Genomic DNA, 19130 nt, shown 5'->3' with positions numbered 1-19130 from the left:
ATAGAGAAACGTGGCGATCATGCCGCGTCGTTGCAACGACTTCACCGCCGCTTGGCCACGTCCTCTGCGCTCAGCGTGCCCTGCTGTCCACCGAAATGACTGACCACATAGTTCGACAGCGCAGCCACTTCGGCATCGGAATACGCACGACCAAACGAAGGCATGAACACCTCCTGGCCGCCGACATGCAGCGACGAGCCATTGAGGATGATCTGGGTGAGATTGGTGGCGTGCGGATCGCGCACCGAACGCAGCCCGGTGAGCATTGCGTAGTTGGTCTGGCGACCCTGGCCGCTTTCCAGATGGCAACCGGCGCAGGCGCCGACGAACAGTTGTTCGCCTGGGCTCGCCGTGGCGGCGGTCGCTGGGGGCGCCGCTGCAGCCGCGACTGGCGGCGCACCGCCTTGTTGGGGTTTCACATCGCGCAGATACGCAACCAGCGCGGCAAGATCCGAAGGCGTCAGGTGTTGCAGGCTGTAGCCCACCACTTCACCCATCGGCCCGGATGCGGTGCCGCGTCCTGCCGCATGCCCTTTGGAGAAGTAATCGATCAGCTCCTGGTCGCTCCATGCACCAATGCCATGCTCTTTGTCCGAGGTGATGTTGTAAGCCTGCCAGCCCTGCAGCTCGGCACCGGCCAATGCCTTGCTGCTGTTCATGGCGAAACCGACGTTGCGCGGCGTGTGGCATTCGCCGCAATGGCCTAGCGCCGTGGCGAGATACGCGCCGCGATTCCACGCTTCGGGCTTGCCTTGTTCGGGCTGGAAGCGATCCTTCTTGAGAAAGACGGCATTCCACAAACTCAAGGTCCAGCGCTGGTTGAACGGGAAGGACAGCTCGTTGGGCCGCGCCGGTGCATGCACGACCGGCAGGCTGGCAAGATAGGCCCGGATGGCGACGATGTCGTCTCGGCTCAAGGCCGTGTACGAGGTATAGGGGAAGGCGGGATACAGCGGCCGCCCTTGCTTGTCGACGCCGGCATGCAGTGCACGCACGAATTGGTCGTCGCTCCAGTCGCCGATGCCGGTTTCCTTGTCGGCGGTGATGTTGGACGAGTAGATGGTGCCGAATGGCAACTTGAACGCCACGCCGCCGGCAAACGGCTGGCCACCCGGTGCGGTATGGCAGCCCTCGCAATCGGCCGCGCGCGTGAGGTATTCGCCGCGCGCCATGGTGGCGGGGAGATCCGCCGGCACGCCCGCGCCCTGGGGCTGGGTGGCCTGTTCGTTGCCGCCATGGGTGACCGTGATCAGCGCGTACGCGGTGAACACGATGGCGATCAGCACGACGACGCCGACGATCGTTCCGATGATGCGCCCGATTTTCATGTGACTATCCCCGGCTGCTCAGCGACGCCACCCGGCGTGGATGGTGCAGGGTTCGCTGCCGACAGCACCGACTTGAGTGCGTTCTTGTCCTGCACCAGCGCCGAGCGATCGATCGGCAACGTGCGCAGACGCACGCCGGTTGCCGCAAAAATCGCGTTGGCCAGGCTGGGCATCGCCATCACCGTGCCGGTTTCGCCGATGCCGCCCGGTGTTTCCTTGCTGGGTATCAGGTACACCTCGATCGGCGGTGTCTGATTGAGGCGAAGCACGCGATAGTCGTTGAAGTTGCGCTGCTCTACGGCGCCGTCCTTCAAGGTGATGCCGCTGTACAGCGCTCCGCTCCAGCCGAAAATCACGCCACCCTCGATCTGCGCTTCGACGGTATTGGGGTTGATCACGGTGCCGCAGTCGACCACGGCCACCGCTCGCTTCAAGATCACTTCGCCCTGTGGCGTTACTTCGACGTCGGTGATCACGCACAGATAGCTGCCGAACGGTGCGGCCAAGGCGATGCCGCGGCCATGCCGTGCCGGCACGGTTTCGCGTCCCCAGCCAGATTTTTCGGCGGCCAGTTCCAGCACGGCTTTGGCGCGTGGGTTGTCAGCAAGGATTTCGCGCCGATAAGCCATCGGGTCCTTGCCCGCCGCATGCGCCAGCTCGTCGATGAAGCTTTCAACGACGAACACATTGTGGGTCGGCCCGACGCCGCGCCACCAGCCAATCGGTATCCCATTGGGCATGTCGTGTCGAACCCAGTCCACGCGCATATTGGGGATCTGGTAGGGAATGTCGGCGGCGCATTCGACCAGGTCCGAATCAAGGCCGTTCTTGCCCATCGCCCCGGGAGCGAACGTCGCCAGGATCGACGGGCCGGTGGTGCGATCCGTCCACGCGATCGGGTGCCCTTTATCGTCAAGCGTTGCGGAGATGCGATCGTAGTAGGCCGGCCGATAGCGATCCTGCGTAATGTCTTCTTCGCGCGTCCAGATGATCTTGACCGGATAGTCCACCGCGCGCGCAATCGCCACCGCCTGGCCGACGGAGTCTTCGAACAAGCGCCGGCCGAAGCCGCCGCCCATGTATTGGTTGTGGACCTGGATGCTCTCGGCAGGCAGGCCGGTGACTTTCATCGCCACGTCGACACAGCGTGCCGGTACCTGCGTGCCGACCCAGATGTCGCAGCCATCGGGGCGGACATGCACCGTGGTGTTGATCGGCTCCATCGTCGCGTGTGCCAGCAGCGGCAGCTGATACGTTGCGGAAACCACTTTCCCCTGGACCTTGTCCACCTGGCCTACTTCGCGTCCCAGGATGGGCGTGCCATGTTCGGACGCGTTGGCAAGATCCTTGTACAGCTGCTCCGTGCTGTAGCCGGCACCGGCACCTTTGTTCCACTGGATGGTGAGCGCTTCGAGGCCTTGCTTGGCCGCCCAGAAGTGTTCGCCGATCACCGCGACGGCGTTGTCGATCTTCACCACCTTGAGCACACCAGGTATTGCCAGTGCGCGCTTATCGTCCACCGATGCCAGCGTGCCGCCGAAGGTGGGGCAGGCCTGCACGGTGGCGACCTTCATGCCGGGCACGCGGATATCGATGCCGAACGGCAATGTGCCGTCGACCTTGGCCGGCGTGTCCACTCGGCGCAACGATTTGCCGATGAGTTGAAAGTCCTTGGGATCCTTCAGGGTCGGCTTGGTGGGCGGCGTCACGCTCGCGGCGGCATCAGCGAGCTCGCCGTAGCGCAGCGTGCGTCCGCTCGCCGTGTGCGTGACCACGCCGCGCGCCGCCGTGCACTGCGACGGATCCACTTTCCAGCGCTGCGCCGCGGCTGTCACGAGCATGGCCCGCGCGGCAGCGCCGGCATCGCGCAAGGTGGTCCAGCAGAAACGGATGGTGGTGGAGCCGCCGGTTGCCTGGTCACCGAGCAAGGGATTGGAATACAGCTTGCGATTGGGCGGTGCATGCTCGACGGTGATCTGATCGAGGCCGACATCGAGTTCTTCGGCCAGCAACGTGGCCTGCCCGGTATACGCACCTTGGCCCATCTCGATGCAAGGCATCACCAGTTGCACGCTGCCGTCGGTGTTCACGCGGACAAACGCGTTCGGCGCGAACTGCGGATGATCCGGCTCGAGGCGCGCGCCTTGTGTATATCCCCAAACCCGGCTGGCACCGCCCAGCCACATGAAGGCCACCACCAGTCCGCCCCGCTTGATCAGCTCGCGGCGTTCCGGGTTCGGCAACTCCAACTCGTTATCTACGCGTAGCATCATGGTGAACTCTCGGCAGTCAGCAGTGAACGGAGTGGCCGAACTCAGACGATCGTTTGCGGCAGCGTCAATTGGCCGGTGGCCGCCTGTTTGATGGCAGCGCGGATGCGCACATAGGTGCCGCATCGGCAGATATTGCCGGACATGGCCGCATCGATATCCGCGTCGGTGGGCGTGGGCTTTTCAGCCAGCAACGCCGCGGCCGACATGATCTGCCCGGTCTGGCAATAGCCGCACTGCGCCACCTCGATACCCAGCCATGCCTGTTGCACGCGCTTGCCCAGGTCGGTGGCGTTGAGTCCTTCGATGGTGGTGATCTTCTTGCCGACGGCACCGGTCACCGGCAGCACGCAGGAGCGCACGGCCTGGCCATCCAGATGCACGGTGCAGGCGCCGCATTGCGCCATGCCGCAACCGAACTTGGTGCCATTGAGTCCCAGCACATCACGCAACACCCACAGCAGCGGCATGTCCTCAGGTACGTCGACCTGGGTGTCCTGGCCGTTGATGGAAAGGACGATCATCGGGCTCTCCTTGACGAGACGAGTTCACCGTATTGGGCAACACGCTGGACCACAGGCGGTGACAAGGTCGCGCGGCGCTTGGACGCGACGATGTTCCTCCCGCCGAACGAAAGATCAAGTGAAGGGAGATCCTGCGATCAAGCGTCTATGCACTGGCAGACTACACCGGCTTTGACGCAGCATCGACGTGCCGCGTTGCTGACTTCACGCCATGAATGTCGCCCAGGAATTCGATTCGCTCTACCGCGCCGCCAAGGCGTTGAAGCTCGATCGGGGCACGGGCGAGGCTGCCCTGGTCACCATCACCCGCACGCGCGGTTCCACCTTCCGCCGCGCCGGCGCAAGCATGCTGGTGCATCGCGACGGCAGCATGGTCTGCGAACTCTCGGGCGGCTGCCCGCAGCGTGATATCGTGCTGCGCGCGCAACATGCCATGGATTACGCCGAGGCCGCGCTGGTGGCCTACGGTCGCGACAGCAATTACGACGTGATGATTGAAACCGGCTGCGGCGGCGAGCTCGAAGTGCTGATCGAACCGTGGCACGAAGCGGGCGACCTGCAGTTCCTCGATGCCATCGCCGAGCTGCATGCCAGGCGCATGCCCGGCGTCATGGCCTCGCTGTTCGCGGTGGATGGCGGCGCGATTGCACGTCGTCCCCTGCGTCTGGTTCGCGGCAGCGGCAGCCTGTGGACCAACATCGGGCAGGCTGCACTCATGCAGCAGGTTCTTGCGAACCTGACCACGCAGGCCGTCGCTTCGGGCAGTGCCGTCACGCGCCAGGTGGACAACGAAGGGCAGCGCTACGACGCACTGCTGGAAACGCTGCGGCCGCCGCATGCGTTATTAATCGTGGGTGATAGCGCCGGTGCGGAGCTACTGGCTCAGCTCGGCCATCAACTGGGCTGGCGCACGACCATGGTGAGTACGCGCGAAGTCGCCGATCGCGCGCCCGATGGCGTGCAGCGCGTCTACAAAACTCCCGCAGCCCTGCTCACGGACCTGGTACTGGACCCGCAGACCTCGGTGGTGGTCATGACCCATCGGCTGGAGCTTGACCTAGCGTATGTCGCGCCTCTGCTGGCAACGCCGGTGCGCTATATCGGCGTGATCGGCTCGCGCCAGCGTGCGGGTCAGGTACGAGCGGCCTTCCCGCAGGCCGACGACAGGCTGCATGTTCCAGCGGGCCTCGATGTCGGCTCAGAGACGCCGCAGGAAATCGCACTGGCCATCGCCGCGGAGATACTGGCTCTGCGCAACGGTCGCAGCGGTGGCTCGCTGGTGCATACGCAGACGTCCATACACCCGTGACCGCGACGACGGTTCCAACGGCAGCGGTGATCCTCGCGGCGGGGGAAGCCCGTCGCTATGGCAGCCCCAAACAGCTGCTCTCCATCGACGGCGTACCGATGGTCAGGCGCATCGCCGGCAACGTGCTGGCGGCCGGATTGAGTCCGGTCATGGTGGTCGTCGGTTCGCGAGCGGAGCGGGTGGTCGACTGCCTCAATCAAATGGCCGTCCATACGGTGGAAAACGCCCAGTGGGCCAGCGGCATGGGCAGCTCCATCGCGTCCGGCGTCAAGGCGCTGATGATGCAAGCGGCGCCGCTTCAATCGGTCATGGTGATGCTGGCTGATCAACCCGCCATCCGCGTTGTGGATCTGGAGCGCATGCTTGCAAGGCATGCGCAGTCGCCAGATCGCATCCTCGCCTGCCAGCACGAGGGTCGATTCAGTCCGCCATGCATTTTCCCCTGGAGCCATGCGGGCGAGCTTGCAGCGCTGGATGGTGCGAAGGGTGCACACGTGCTGCTGGAAAGGCACGCAGCCCTGGTCGATGGCTTCCACTTGCCCGCGGCGTTCTTCGACATCGATACGCCCGAAGACTACGCCGCGTGGGAAGCGCAGCGCGGCATGAACCCGATGGATGCATCCAGCTGACGCAGCCGGAATCTCAGGCAGCGTGCTGGCGCGCGCTGCGTGGCGGCATGCCGGTCCAGCGCTTGAACGCGCGACGGAACTCGCGCGGATCGCTGAAGCCGATTTCCAAACCGATTTCGGCCACGCTGAGCGAACCGCCGTGCAGCAATTCCAGCGCGCGTTCGGCGCGCACGCGGTCGTGGATTTCACGGAATACCCGACCGCCTTCGGCCAGCCGGCGGCGCAGCGAGCGTTCGCTCATATTGAGCATGCGCGCCACATCCGGCAGACGCGGTTGATGGCGCAAGTGACTGCGCAGCAGGCGTTCCACCGATGCGACCACTTCTTGCTGCGGCCCTTCGATATCGTGCTGCTGCGTGCACAAGGCCAGCGCCTGTTGCGCCGTCAGCGGGTTGTGCGAGGGCAGCGGATGTTCCAGCCATTGCGCCGCGATCACCACGCGATTGTGGCGTGCGCCAAACAGCAGCTCGCACTGGAAGAAATCCGCATAGTCCTGCACGTGCGCCGGACGCGGATAGGTCAGCTCCAGTCGCAGCGGACGAAACCCGGGACCGGCCAGCTCGCGCGCGATCGCCAGCGAGCTGGCAAACAATTCCTCGCACAGGAAAGGCAGCAGCGGCGCGTCATTGAAGCGCGGCCACACCGCCAGCGCCACTTCGCGCGGACCCACCACTTCGAAACTCACGTCGACCAGGCTGCCGCTCACCCGATGATGGGCGATGCCCACTTTCATGGCGTCGCCGAAGGTGGCCGAGGTCATCATGGCCAGTCCGAGCAGGCCAAAGCTGCCCAGCGTCTCACCGCGTCCCACCGCCAAGCCCAGGCCCGGCTCGCCGGTGGCCTGCAGCGCGCGACGGATCACCGAATGCGCCTGCCGGTAGGAAACGCGCAGGGTAGGGTCGTTCAATTGCTCGCGGGTCAGCCCCGAGCCGGCGAACCAGCCGTCGCAGCGTTGTCCACGCGACAGGGCCAGCTGGGTCAGGTGCACCAGGATGTTCGGTGGCGTTTCGGCCACCGTGTAGCGCGCGTCGGCGCCCAGTGGCGCCGCAGCGGCATCGTCGGTGACCTGGCTGACGACAGCGGACGTCATGAAACGTGGCTCCCACCCCTGAGAGCGCCGGATGATCCGGCGTGATCGCTTGATCTATATCATGGCCTCGCCGCCAACGCCTTATGCAATGCACAAGGCCGGCGTCGCCGCTGCCCGGGGAGAACGCCGATGAACACGCTTTTGCTTGCCTGCCGCCGCGCCGCCTGGCTGGCCCTGCTGCCGCTGGCGGCCTGCGCCCCGGTGCAAACCCCGGTGGCCAAGGTGTCGCCTGCCGGCGCCCGTTCGGTGGCCACCTCGCTGCAGACGRCCGAGCTGCTGCCGGCTGCGCCCAAGGCCGGCACGCCCCGCTACGAGGCCGACCGCCAGATCTTCCTGGCCACCCGCAAACTGCAGGACTCACCGCGCTGGCTGCTGGCACAGCAGGACGTGGACTACGCCACTCCCAAGCTGATGGGCGATTTCAGCTGCGCCATGGGCGTGCCGCTGGACGCGGCGCGGCTGCCCAAGCTCACGGCGCTGGTGGATGCGACCAGCAATGCTGCCGATGCCTCGACCGCGCCGGCCAAGAAAGCCAATCAGCGCCAGCGGCCGTTCCTGATCGACCAGGGCGCGACCTGCCAGTCCACCGTGCAGATTTCGCACAGCTTCGACTATCCCTCCGGCCATGCCACGCGCGGTTGGGCGGTGGGCCTGGTGCTGGCCGAGCTGGCGCCCGATCGCGCGACCGAGCTGCTGCTGCGATCCCGCTCCTACGGCGACAGCCGCGTGGTCTGCGGCGTGCACAATCTCAGTGCGATCGAGGCGGGCGCGATGAATGGCGCTGCCGTCGTTGCCGTCCTGCACGCATCCCCAGCGTTCCAGTCCAGCCTTGCCGACGCCAGGCAGGAATTGGACGCCTACCGCCAGGCCAACCCCAGCACGACCAGCCCCCAGTGTTCCGCGCAAAAGGCCTTGATCGAGCCCACACCGTACTGAGCACGCGAGGCGGCGTAAGCTGCCCACCTGGATCGCTGCGACATGCCACGGAGACGAGTGCATGGATCAGGAGGCTGGCTCCACGTTCGACGTGTTGATCATCGGTGCCGGTCTGTCCGGCATCGGCATGGCCTGCCATCTCGCCATGGATCATCCGCAGCTGCGCGTGGCGCTGATCGAACGGCGCGCCGCGATGGGCGGCACCTGGGATTTGTTCCGCTATCCCGGCGTGCGCTCGGACTCGGACATGTTCACCTTCGGCTACGCCTTTCGCCCCTGGCATGCGCTGGATGTGATGGCCGACGGCGATGCCATCCGCAACTACGTCATCGACACCGCGCGCGAATACGGCGTGCACGACAAGATTCACTACGGCTTGAAAGTGCTCGCCTCCTCATGGTCAAGCGCACAGCGCCTGTGGCGCGTGCAGGTGCTCGACGAGTCGCGCGGCGAAACGCGCGACTTCACCAGCCGTTTCCTCATCGTCTGCACCGGCTACTACAACTACGATCGCGGCTACCTGCCGGCGTTTCCCGGCGTGGATAGATTCCAGGGCCAGTGCGTGCATCCGCAGCAGTGGCCGTCCGGGCTGGATTATCGCGACAAGCGCGTGGTGGTGATCGGCAGTGGCGCAACGGCGGTCACGCTGGTGCCGGCGATGGCGGGAGACGCCGCACACGTGACGATGCTGCAGCGCTCGCCCAGCTACATCCTGTCGTTGCCGCGCTACGACAAGATCTCCGCGGTGCTGCAAAGCTTTCTGCCGAAGTCGCTGGTGTTTCGCATGGCGCGACAGCGGAATATTTTTCTCACGCGGCTTATCTACAAGGCCGCGCGACGCTGGCCGGAAAAAGTGCGCGCATTCCTGGTCTCCGGTGTGCGGCGCCAGCTGGGCGAGGGTGCCGACATGCGGCACTTCACGCCCGTCTATGAGCCGTGGGACCAGCGCTTGTGCGTGGTGCCGGACGGCGACCTGTTTGCCGCGATCAGGAGCGGCAAGGCCTCCGTCGTCACCGATGGCATCGCCACGTTCACGGAGCGCGGCATCCAGTTGGCATCGGGTGAGCATATGGATGCCGATATCGTCATCACGGCCACCGGGCTCAACATGCAGACGCTCGGCGGCATGAAGCTCGACGTGGACGGACAGCCGCGCGTGATGGGCGATCTGGTCACCTACAAAGGCGTGCTGCTGCAGGACACGCCCAACTTCGCCTGCATCTTTGGCTATACCAATGCGCCGTGGACGCTCAAGGCAGATCTTGCGGCGAAATACGTGTGCCGCCTGCTTGCCTATATGCGCGAATGTGGCGCGGAAGTGGTGACGCCGCGTGCGCCGGACGATGAGCGACAGGGCGAATCGATCATGGCTACGCTTACCTCCGGCTATGTGCAGCGTGGTGCGCCGGTGTTGCCCAAGCAGGGGCGTGAGCTGCCCTGGCGGGTGTCGAACAACTACGAGCGCGATTGCGAGATGCTGCTCAAGCAGCCGGTGGCGGATGGGGCGTTGGAGATGGTGACGGTGCGATAGCTTCTTGTGGGAGCGCACCCTGTGCGCGACAACCTCACGGAGCGATACCGACACGGCGCCGCAGTCGCGCACAGGGAAAACCGATTGAACAACTATGAGCGCGATTGCGAGATGTTGATCAGGCAGTCGGTGGCGGATGAGGCGTTGGAGCTGGTGACGGCGCCATAGCTTGTTGTGGGAGCGCACCCTGTGCGCGACAACCTAACGGAGCGATACCGGCACGGCGCCGCCGTCGCGCACAGGGTGCGCTCCCACAGGGGAGAACCTAGCGCATTAAGGACGCTGCACCGCCTTCTTCCACTGCATCACCCACCCTGTGAGATCCGCAAACTGCTTGTCCTGCCCCTCGCGCATCGACATGCCTACCGCCGCACCCGCCACGCGACCCGACGGATCGATCAACATCAGGGTCGGATAAATGCTCACGCCCAGCGTATCGATCAACGCCTGCCCGTCGTGCAGCACCGGCCAGCTCAAACCACGATCGGCCACGAACTGGCGCGCCGTGGCAGCGTCTTCATAGGTGATGGCGACAAAATTCATGTCAGCGTTCGCGTGCGCATAAGCATTGAGCACCGGCACTTCGGCAATGCACGGCGCACATTCGGCGAAGAAGAAACTCACCAGCGTGTAGCGACCGCGCAAATCGCTGAGCCGCTGCGTATTGCCTTTGAGCGACGGCAACTCGAACGGCGGGAAGGCACTGCCGCGCCCAAACGAAAAGCGACCCGCGCCCGTGCTCGTGCCCGGCGGCCGCAAGCGCAGCATCGCGGCATTGGCCTTGCTGTCCATCGTGCTGCTGTAACTGCGGCCCTGGCCGAGCTGCTGCGCGAACGCGGCATAGCTCAGCGGCTTGCCGGCAGCGTCGAGGTAATGGACGTCGGGTGAGGGACCCAGCTGCAAGGTGGCGACGAAGCCTTGCTCACTGCTCCGCGACTCCGCTGCGTGCAGCGGGAAGAACATAAGCGCAAGGGCGAACAGACCAAACAATCGCGAAGCATGCCGCATGCGGGCTCCCTTCGAACAAGTGGGCCGGCGCAGTTGCGCCGGCCCGTAGTGCGCTTACTCGCCGATGGTGAGCAGCGAGGCGTTGCCGCCAGCGGCGGTGGTGTTGATGGTGAGCGTGCGCTCGCCGGCAAAACGCAGCAGGTAGTGCGGGCCGCCGGCCTTCGGGCCGGTGCCCGACAGGCCTTCGCCGCCGAACGGCTGCACGCCGACCACCGCGCCGATCTGGTTGCGGTTGACGTAGCAGTTGCCCACGCGCGCACGGCTCTGGATGAACTCCACCGTGTCGTCGATGCGGCTGTGGATGCCCAGCGTGAGGCCGTAACCGGTGGCGTTGATCTGGTCCACCACGTTCGGCAGCTCGTCGGCCTTCCAGCGGATCACGTGCAGCACCGGACCGAAGATCTCGCGGGTCAGCGTGGCCAGGCCCGGGATTTCATAAGCACGCGGCGCGAAGAACGTACCGTTGCCGGTGGTGGCCGGATCGAGTGTGACCTCGCCGATCTTCTTCGCTTCCTTGTCCATGCGCGCGGCGTGGTCGACCAGGATCTTCTTCGCATCCTCGTCGATCACCGGGCCCACGTCGGTCGACAGCTGGCCCGGATCGCCCACCTTCAGCTCGGCCATCGCGCCGGCAAGCATGGCGTTGACCTTGTCGGCGATGTCTTCCTGCACGAACAGCACGCGCGCGGCGGAGCAGCGCTGGCCGGCGGACTGGAACGCCGAGGAGATCACGTCCTTGACGATCTGTTCCGGCAACGCGGAAGAGTCGGCGATCATCGCGTTCTGGCCGCCGGTTTCGGCGATCAGCGCGGCAATCGGCGCATTGCGTGCAGCAAGGGCGCGGTTGATTGCCCACGCGGTTTCCGTCGAGCCAGTGAACGCCACGCCAGACACGCGCGGATCGCGCGTCAACGCGGCACCAACCGTGGCGCCATCGCCCGGCAGATACTGCAGCACGTCGGCCGGAACGCCAGCGTCATGCAGCAGCTTCACGGCGACGTAGCCGATCAGGCTGGTCTGCTCGGCGGGCTTGGCGATCACGCTGTTGCCGGCGGCGAGTGCGGCGCTCACCTGGCCAAGGAAAATCGCCAGCGGGAAGTTCCACGGGCTGATGCAGACGAACACGCCGCGGCCATTCAAGAACAGCTGGTTGCTCTCGCCGGTGGGACCGGGCAACTGTTCCGGATGGCCAAACAGGCGGCGCGCCATGGTCGCGTAGTAACGCAGGAAGTCGGCCGCCTCGCGGATTTCGGCAATGGCGTCGGGCAGGCTCTTGCCCGCTTCGCGCACGCACAGTGCGATGAATTCGCCGCGACGCGCTTCGAGCTGCTCGGCGGCGTGCTCGAGAATCGCCGCGCGGCTGGCAGCCGGCAGACGATCCCACGCGTGATGCGCGCTCACCGCATTGGCCAGCGCCTTGTCGACCGTCGCGCTATCGGCGGTGACATAGCTGCCCACCACCTGGCGACGATCGGCCGGGTTGGTCACCTGCACGGTGGCGCCGGTGCTCTTGGCGCCCGGCACCAGCGGCTCGGCGTTCCACGGACCGCTCTTGCTCTGGATCGCCTCGGCGAGGGCCTTCAGTTCGTTGTCGTTGGAGAAGTTGACGCCCATGGAATTCTTCCGCAGTTCACCGTAGAGATTCACCGGCAGGGGGATGCGCGGGTGAGGGATGGAGGCAAAGGAGCGCACGGTCTCGCAGGGATCGGCGACCAGTTCGCGCACCGGCAGCGTTTCGTCGACCACGCGGTTGACGAAGCTGGTGTTGGCGCCGTTTTCSAGCAGGCGGCGCACCAGGTAGGGCAGCAAGTCTTCATGCGTGCCCACCGGCGCGTACACGCGGCACGGCACGTTGAGATTCTGCTTGCCGATCACTTCGGCATAGAGGTCCGTGCCCATGCCGTGCAGGCGCTGGTATTCGTACGGACGGTTCTGCGCCAGGTGATGCACCGCGGCGATGGTGTGCGCGTTGTGCGTGGCGAACTGCGGGTAGATCAGCGCCACGCCGGCGTCGAACAGCTTGCGTGCGCACGCCAGGTACGACACGTCGGTGTTCGGCTTGCGCGTATACACCGGATAACCGGCAAGACCGTTTTCCTGCGCGCGCTTCACTTCCGCGTCCCAGTACGCGCCCTTGACCAGGCGCACATACCAGCGACGGCCACTGGCGCGTGCCGTTTCGATCAGCCAGTCGATCACGAACGGGGTGCGCTTGGCATAGGCCTGCACGACGATGCCGAGGCCGTTCCAGCCTTCCAGCGACGGATGTGCGAACACGTCGCCGAGAATATCCAGCGACAGTTCCAGACGATCGGCTTCTTCCGCATCGACGGACAGCGCGATGCCGTTCTTCATCGCCAGCTGCGACAGTTCCAGCAGCTTGGCGGTGAGGTCGCGGCGGGCGATATCGCGCTTGGCCACTTCGTAGCGCGGATGCAGCGCGGAGAGCTTCACCGAGATCGACGGCGCATCCGTGTGGTTGGCGAACGGACCGCGCGAACCGATCGCGGCGATGGCGTTGCGGTAGTCCTGCTGATAACGCTCGGCGGTTTCGCTGGTGAGCGCCGATTCGCCCAGCATGTCGTAGGAATAGCGATAGACCGCATATTCCTTCTGCGCGCAACGATCCAGCGCCTCGCCGATGGTGCGGCCCATCACGAACTGGTGGCCCATGATGCGCATGGCCTGGCGCACGGCGAGGCGGATCGCCGGTTCACCCGCGCGACCCACCAGGCGACGCAGCGCGCCGGTGAAATCGTGGCGCGTCTCTTCCGACAGCGTGACCAGCTTGCCGGTAAGCATCAGGCCCCAGGTCGACACGTTGACGAACAACGACTCGCTCTGGCCCAGGTGCTTCTTCCAGTTCGCATCGCCCAGCTTGTCGCGGATCAGCTTGTCGGCGGTGGTCTTGTCGGGAATGCGCAGCAGCGCCTCGGCCACGCACATCAGCAGCACGCCTTCTTCCGACGACAAGTCGTACTGGCGCATGAAGGATTCGACGGCGCTCTGGTCCTTGGCGCGTACGCGCACCCGGGTGACCAGTTCGGCGGCCAGGTCGATCACCTTTTCGCGCTCGACCGGCGGCAGGGTGGCCTGGGCCAGCAGGTCGTTGACCGCTTCGGTCTCGTCGCGCAGCCAGTTGGCGGTGATGCGCGCGCGTGCCGGCTCGACAGCGGTCGGCAATTCGGGGCTGAGAATAGGTTGTGTCACAGGGTTTTAGCCGAAACGTGATGGGGCGGGGAATCGCGGGATTGTACGCGTGGGGGCATACGCACGCGACCGTACGTGGTGCTGCGGTGCGGTAGGCGGGCGCCGACACCTTATATATGGGCGGGATTGGCGGTTGGGTAGTAGGCGGGGGCGAGGAGTGAGGGCGTGAAGACCAGCCACCCGGACCTGACGTACGGTCGTGCGACCCATGGGATCTCACGCGAGGCGTGTGGCAAACCGTCGCACCCGGTGCGCGGCGTCAGGTCGCCAGCGTGGGCGCCGTCGTCGCGCCGTCTCTATCCCCATGACAATCCACGCAAACGCGCTGAGATCAAGCTGACACAATGATCAGTGCGCACATCCTTGCGCATTCATCCCTGCTTCAAATCAAGCACATGCGTCATTCTTGCTCCCCGACGCGGTCGCGGCCTATCATGCTTGGGTTCCAGGCACGCCGGGTTCTCATGATCGTGCTTCGACCAGCAGCAGCCGGCTTGCCGTGCGCAACGATGTGGCTCAAGCCCAATCGTGCACTGAGCCGTCGCGACCTGCGTCGATTGATCGGAGTTCTGGCGGCGCTGGCGCTGACGACGGCCGTGTTGGGAGCATGGCAGGGGAATGTCTTCGCTCCTTTGTTTGCACTGGTCGAGTCCTCCGCGGTGGCTTTCGCCCTTGGCGTAGCCTGGCGGGCCGGCGACCGCAGCGAACGCATCACCCTCGACGAGTCGTCGCTGGAGGTGCAATCCCTGCCAGGTCGTCGCAGTGCGCGCTTTCCCACGTATTGGGTGCGCGTGAAACTGCGGTCCGGTCAGGGGAGGGCGCGTCTGCTGCTGACGTCGCACGGACGCGAGCTGGAAATCGGTAGCTTTCTCGGGGAAGAGGAGCGTGCCGAGCTGTCAAGGAAACTCATGGTGTTGCTGGCGGAGCTCAACCAACAGCAGCGCAGGTAGGTTCAACAAAGGTGCAAACATGACATCTGGCGGCATCAAGCCTGGCAGCATCAAGCGAGCAGTAGCGGCAAGCGCGCTCTTCGCTCTCACCATGTTCGGCGGCGTGGCCCTGGCCAATCCGCAGCCAGGGCAGTTGAACATGACCCGCGGCGCGTCGACCTGGTCGCCCGAGGCTTACTTCCTTAACAACGTTGCCCTCGGCGTTTGCGTCGTGATCGGCATCCTTGTGTTCGGCGCGATGTTCATCGCGATGTTCCGCTTCCGCAAATCGCGCGGCGCGGTCGCCGAAAAGTGGTCGCACAACACGACGCTCGAGATCGTGTGGACCACCATCCCCGTGATCATTCTCATCGTGCTGGCCTATCTCGCCACGGGCGGCCTGCGCACCTTCGCCGACACCACCGGTTCGGAGATGACCGTCAAGGTCACCGGTTACCAGTGGAAGTGGCGTTACGACTATGTCGAATACAAGGGCAAGGCKATCGACAAGGTCGGCTTCATGTCCAAGCTCGATCGCGAGAGCGACGAGACGCGCCAGCTGCATTCGGGCCTGGACCCGAACGCGGTGAAGGTCGACGGTTACAACACCTACCTGATCAATGTGGACAAGCCGCTGGTGGTGCCGGTGGGCACCAAGATCCGCTTCGTGATCACCGCCGGCGACGTGATCCACTCCTGGTGGGTGCCGGCGCTGGGCTGGAAGATGGACGCCATCCCGGGCATCGTCAACGCCGCCTGGACCAACATCATCGAGCCGGGTGTGTATCGCGGCCAGTGCGCCGAGCTGTGCGGCCAGGATCACGGCTTCATGCCGATCGTGGTGCAGGCCTTGCCGAAGGCCGAATTCGAAAAATGGCTGGCCGATCAGCAGGCCGAGGCGAACAAGCCGCAGCAGCCGGCGCAGCCTGCCGCTCCGGCGGCAGCTTCCACCGCTGCCGCGCCCGCCACGGCGCAGGCAACCGACGCACCTGCTTCCCAGGGCCACCAGGGCTAATCGCCCATCACAGCATTCGTATTTAGGTAGAGGTGCAAGGCATGGCCCACGCAGCTACACACGATCACCACGACGACCATCACGGCGCGCCGAAGAATTTCTTCGTGCGCTGGTGCATGTCCACCAACCACAAGGACATCGGCACGCTGTACCTGGTGTTCTCGTTGCTGATGTTCTTCATCGGCGGCAGCTTCGCGATGGTGATCCGCGCGGAATTGTTCAAGCCCGGCCTGCAGCTGGTGCAGCCGTACTTCTTCAACGAAATGACCACCATGCATGCGCTGGTCATGATCTTCGGCGCGGTGATGCCGGCCTTCGTGGGCCTGGGCAACTGGATGATCCCGCTGATGATCGGTGCGCCGGATATGGCGTTGCCGCGCATGAACAACCTGTCGTTCTGGATCTTGCCGTTCGCCTTCTCGYTGCTGCTGTCCACGCTGTTCCTGCCCGGCGGTGGCCCGGCCGGCGGCTGGACCATGTACCCGCCGCTGTCGCTGCAGGGTGACTCGGTCGCCTACCTGGTGTTCGCCGTGCACTTGATGGGTATCAGCTCCATCATGGGCGCGATCAACATCATCGCGACCATCCTCAACATGCGCGCGCCGGGCATGGATCTGCTGAAGATGCCGGTGTTCGTGTGGAGCTGGCTCATCACCGCCTTCCTGCTGATCGCCGTGATGCCGGTGCTCGCCGGTGCGGTGACCATGCTGCTCACCGACAAGTACTTCGGCACCAGCTTCTTCAATGCGGCTGGTGGCGGCGACCCGGTGCTGTTCCAGCACATCTTCTGGTTCTTCGGCCACCCCGAGGTCTACATCATGATCTTGCCGGCCTTTGGCCTGGTCTCCGAGATCATCCCGACCTTCGCGCGCAAGCCGATCTTTGGCTACAAGGCGATGGTGTTCGCCATTGCCTCCATCGCGTTCCTGTCGTTCATCGTGTGGGCGCACCACATGTTCGCAGTGGGTCTGCCGCTGGGCGGCGAAATCTTCTTCATGTACGCCACCATGCTGATCGCGGTGCCGACCGGCGTGAAGGTGTTCAACTGGGTCAGCACCATGTGGGGCGGCTCGATGACCTTCGAAACGCCGATGCTGTTTGCCATCGCGTTCGTCATCCTGTTCACCATCGGCGGCTTCTCCGGCTTGATGCTCGCGCTCGCGCCGGCTGACTTCCAGTATCACGACACCTACTTCGTGGTGGCCCACTTCCACTACGTGCTGGTGACCGGTGCCATCTTCGCGATCATCGCGGGCGCCTACTACTGGCTGCCGAAGTGGACCGGCCACATGTATTCGGAAACGTGGGGCAAGATCCACTTCTGGAACAGCGTGATCTGGGTGAACGTGTTGTTCTTCCCGCAGCACTTCCTGGGCCTGGCCGGCATGCCGCGCCGCATCCCCGATTACAACGTTGCGTTTGCCAACTTCAACATGATCAGCTCGATCGGCGGCTTCCTGTTCGGCGCCTCGCAGTTGATCTTCCTCGGCGTGATCGTGCACGCGGTGTGGTTCTCCAAGAAGAAGGCACCCGATCGCGTGTGGGAAGGCGCCAAGGGCCTGGAGTGGACGCTGCCGTCGCCGGCGCCGTATCACACGTTCGATGTGCCGCCGGTCATCCATGATGACGAACTGGCACACGGTCACGTCGAAGATTGATCCAAGCATTGCCGCTCCGGTGTCGCGCCGGAGCGGAAGGAAGCGAAGCGATGAACCAGCCGTCCATGACAACGATCGAGCAAGCCCGCAAGAAAGGTGTGCGACTCACCGTCACGGTGGTTGGCACCATCGCCTTTGCGATCTTCGTGCTCTCGTTGTTGCAGGGGCTGAAGTACTCCTGACGCAACCGCCGTATTCCTCCGCGGTGCCGAGCGGCATCACGGGTTGCAGCCCGGGCGACCATTGCGCGGGCGGAAGTAGACAGAGCATTCCATAGGGATCTCAGCATGGCCCAGCAAGAAGGCGTTTATTTCGTTCCATCCAAGAGCCAGTGGCCGATCGTGGCTGCGGTGGTCATGTTCGTCACCGTGCTCGGTGCCGCGCATTGGCTGAACGCTCCCCCGGGTGAAGCGGGCTTTGGCAAGACGATGCTCACCATCGGCTTCATCGGCATCCTGCTGATGTTCTTCGGATGGTTCCGCTCGGTGATCCGCGAATCGCTGGCGGGCAGCTACAACAACCAGGTGGACCGCTCGTTCCGCATGGGCATGATGTGGTTCATCTTCTCCGAGGTGATGTTCTTCGGCGCCTTCTTCGGTGCGCTGTTCTACGCCCGCATGTTCGCGGTGCCGTGGCTCGGCGGCGAAGGCCATGGCGTGCTGACCCACCAGTTCCTGTGGAGCGACTACGCCGCTTCGTGGGGCGCCGGTGGCGGCGGTGGTCCGGAGCGCATCGGCGGCAATTTCGAGACGGTGCTGCCCTGGGGCCTGCCGCTGCTCAACACGCTGATCCTGCTGTCCTCGAGCGTCACGGTGACCATTGCTCACCATGCGCTGAAGGCCGGCCAGCGCGCCAAGATCCTGTGGTTCCTCGGCTTCACCGTGCTGCTGGGCTCCACCTTCCTGTGGTTCCAGGCGCACGAGTACATCGAAGCCTATAAGGAGCTCAACCTCACGCTGCAGAGCGGCGTCTACGGTTCGACCTTCTTCATGCTCACCGGCTTCCACGGCATGCACGTGACGCTGGGCACCATCATGCTGGCCATCATCTGGCTGCGCGTGGCCAAGGGTCACTTCACCAAGGAACACCACTTCGCGTTCGAAGCGGTGGCCTGGTATTGGCACTTTGTGGACGTGGTGTGGCTGGGCCTGTTCATGTTCGTCTACATCCTCTGAGACGCTGGCGCGTCGCAGCGGCCAAAAAGCCCGCCGAAAGGCGGGCTTTTTGTTGGGGGGATCACACCCTCTACGCCCCTTTGTAGGAGCGCACTTGTGCGCGACCGCAGAGCCCCGTCGTCTCCGCTCCGTRGGGTGGTCGCGCACAAGTGCGCTCCTACAAGGGGACCGCTGCCCCCCAAACCAAAGGCCCGCCAATGGCGGGCCTTCGATGGAACCAGATGTCGCAGCGGAGCGCTGCCGACCGCGGGAAGCTACAATTACTGGCCCACGCCGTGCGGGTGGAGCCAGCCCATCCAGATGCCGAACACGACCATCAGGATGAGCAGCACCGACAACCCGATGCGACGCGTCAGCGCCCACACCGTGCGCTTGCTGCCTTCCTTGTCGGTCATCATGAAGTACAGGGCCTGACCAAGATTGAACAACACCACCAGCAGCAGAATCACCAGCGCATATTTGTAGATGGTTTCCACGTGATTGGTCCGAACGTTTTTGACATCCGCAGTATAGCGGTC

General features: G+C 64.5%; 16 protein-coding genes. 9 read left to right on the top strand and 7 right to left on the bottom strand.

Annotation, left to right across the window (positions count from 1 at the left end; translation table 11 throughout):
• Window positions 1-41: 41 nt before the first annotated feature.
• The 3 genes from AC1DMG_RS05475 to AC1DMG_RS05465 are packed head-to-tail and all read right to left on the bottom strand — an operon-like array spanning window position 42 to window position 4122.
• Entirely contained in the window at window positions 42-1328 is a 1287-nt protein-coding gene (locus AC1DMG_RS05475) for a c-type cytochrome (RefSeq protein WP_477180237.1), read from the bottom strand.
• Window positions 1325-3601 (bottom strand): xanthine dehydrogenase family protein molybdopterin-binding subunit, encoded by a 2277-nt coding sequence (locus tag AC1DMG_RS05470; RefSeq protein ID WP_441602899.1) that lies wholly within the window; start codon window positions 3599-3601, stop codon window positions 1325-1327. Before AC1DMG_RS05470 ends, AC1DMG_RS05475 begins: the two co-directional genes overlap by 4 nt.
• Window positions 3602-3642: 41 nt before the next feature.
• Entirely contained in the window at window positions 3643-4122 is a 480-nt protein-coding gene (locus AC1DMG_RS05465; protein ID WP_441602900.1) for a (2Fe-2S)-binding protein, read from the bottom strand.
• Between the two features lie 211 nt (window positions 4123-4333).
• Here AC1DMG_RS05465 and AC1DMG_RS05460 point away from each other — a divergent pair, with 211 nt between their 5' ends.
• The gene (locus tag AC1DMG_RS05460) at window positions 4334-5431 is read left to right on the top strand and encodes an XdhC family protein (protein WP_441602901.1); all 1098 of its coding nucleotides are present in this window, start codon (window positions 4334-4336) and stop codon (window positions 5429-5431) included.
• Complete coding sequence (locus AC1DMG_RS05455) at window positions 5428-6060, top strand: nucleotidyltransferase family protein (RefSeq protein ID WP_441602902.1); 633 nt, start codon at window positions 5428-5430, stop codon at window positions 6058-6060. The genes AC1DMG_RS05460 and AC1DMG_RS05455 overlap by 4 nt, the downstream gene beginning before the upstream one ends.
• A gap of 13 nt (window positions 6061-6073) precedes the next feature.
• On the opposite strand, the gene AC1DMG_RS05450 is transcribed toward AC1DMG_RS05455, so the two are convergent.
• The gene (locus AC1DMG_RS05450) at window positions 6074-7150 is read right to left on the bottom strand and encodes an AraC family transcriptional regulator (RefSeq protein ID WP_441602903.1); all 1077 of its coding nucleotides are present in this window, start codon (window positions 7148-7150) and stop codon (window positions 6074-6076) included.
• A gap of 129 nt (window positions 7151-7279) precedes the next feature.
• On the opposite strand from AC1DMG_RS05450, the gene AC1DMG_RS05445 reads away from it, so the two are divergent.
• A complete protein-coding gene (locus AC1DMG_RS05445; RefSeq protein ID WP_477180236.1) occupies window positions 7280-8086 on the top strand; it encodes an acid phosphatase in 807 nt (268 codons plus the stop codon).
• Window positions 8087-8147: 61 nt separating this feature from the next.
• A complete protein-coding gene (locus AC1DMG_RS05440) occupies window positions 8148-9617 on the top strand; it encodes a flavin-containing monooxygenase (RefSeq protein WP_441602905.1) in 1470 nt (489 codons plus the stop codon).
• Between the two features lie 273 nt (window positions 9618-9890).
• Here the strand turns inward: AC1DMG_RS05440 and AC1DMG_RS05435 are convergent, their stop codons facing one another.
• Both AC1DMG_RS05435 and putA read right to left on the bottom strand, forming a co-directional pair.
• On the bottom strand, window positions 9891-10625 hold the full coding sequence (locus AC1DMG_RS05435) for a TlpA family protein disulfide reductase (protein WP_441602906.1): 735 nt from the start codon (window positions 10623-10625) through the stop codon (window positions 9891-9893).
• A gap of 54 nt (window positions 10626-10679) precedes the next feature.
• Window positions 10680-13835, bottom strand: coding sequence for a bifunctional proline dehydrogenase/L-glutamate gamma-semialdehyde dehydrogenase PutA (gene putA / locus AC1DMG_RS05430; protein ID WP_441602907.1), 3156 nt, complete (start codon window positions 13833-13835; stop codon window positions 10680-10682).
• 509 nt (window positions 13836-14344) lie between these two features.
• Between putA and AC1DMG_RS05425 the strand changes: the two genes are divergently transcribed.
• The 5 genes from AC1DMG_RS05425 (at window position 14345) to AC1DMG_RS05405 (ending at window position 18612) form a co-directional block, all read left to right on the top strand.
• Entirely contained in the window at window positions 14345-14785 is a 441-nt protein-coding gene (locus AC1DMG_RS05425) for a DUF2244 domain-containing protein (protein ID WP_441602908.1), read from the top strand.
• 19 nt (window positions 14786-14804) lie between these two features.
• Complete coding sequence (coxB, locus tag AC1DMG_RS05420; RefSeq protein ID WP_441602909.1) at window positions 14805-15779, top strand: cytochrome c oxidase subunit II; 975 nt, start codon at window positions 14805-14807, stop codon at window positions 15777-15779.
• Between the two features lie 41 nt (window positions 15780-15820).
• Entirely contained in the window at window positions 15821-17437 is a 1617-nt protein-coding gene (gene ctaD, locus AC1DMG_RS05415; RefSeq protein WP_441602910.1) for a cytochrome c oxidase subunit I, read from the top strand.
• A 50-nt stretch (window positions 17438-17487) separates the two neighbouring features.
• The gene (locus AC1DMG_RS05410) at window positions 17488-17619 is read left to right on the top strand and encodes a hypothetical protein (protein ID WP_275586833.1); all 132 of its coding nucleotides are present in this window, start codon (window positions 17488-17490) and stop codon (window positions 17617-17619) included.
• Between the two features lie 105 nt (window positions 17620-17724).
• Window positions 17725-18612, top strand: a complete 888-nt coding sequence (locus AC1DMG_RS05405) for a cytochrome c oxidase subunit 3 (RefSeq protein WP_441602911.1) — start codon at window positions 17725-17727, stop codon at window positions 18610-18612.
• A gap of 260 nt (window positions 18613-18872) precedes the next feature.
• On the opposite strand, the gene AC1DMG_RS05400 is transcribed toward AC1DMG_RS05405, so the two are convergent.
• Window positions 18873-19088 (bottom strand): twin transmembrane helix small protein, encoded by a 216-nt coding sequence (locus AC1DMG_RS05400; protein ID WP_046971617.1) that lies wholly within the window; start codon window positions 19086-19088, stop codon window positions 18873-18875.
• Window positions 19089-19130: the final 42 nt, after the last annotated feature.

Source organism: Dyella sp. 01N36 (genome assembly GCF_056399745.1).
This window is presented reverse-complemented; position numbering and strand designations above follow the sequence as displayed.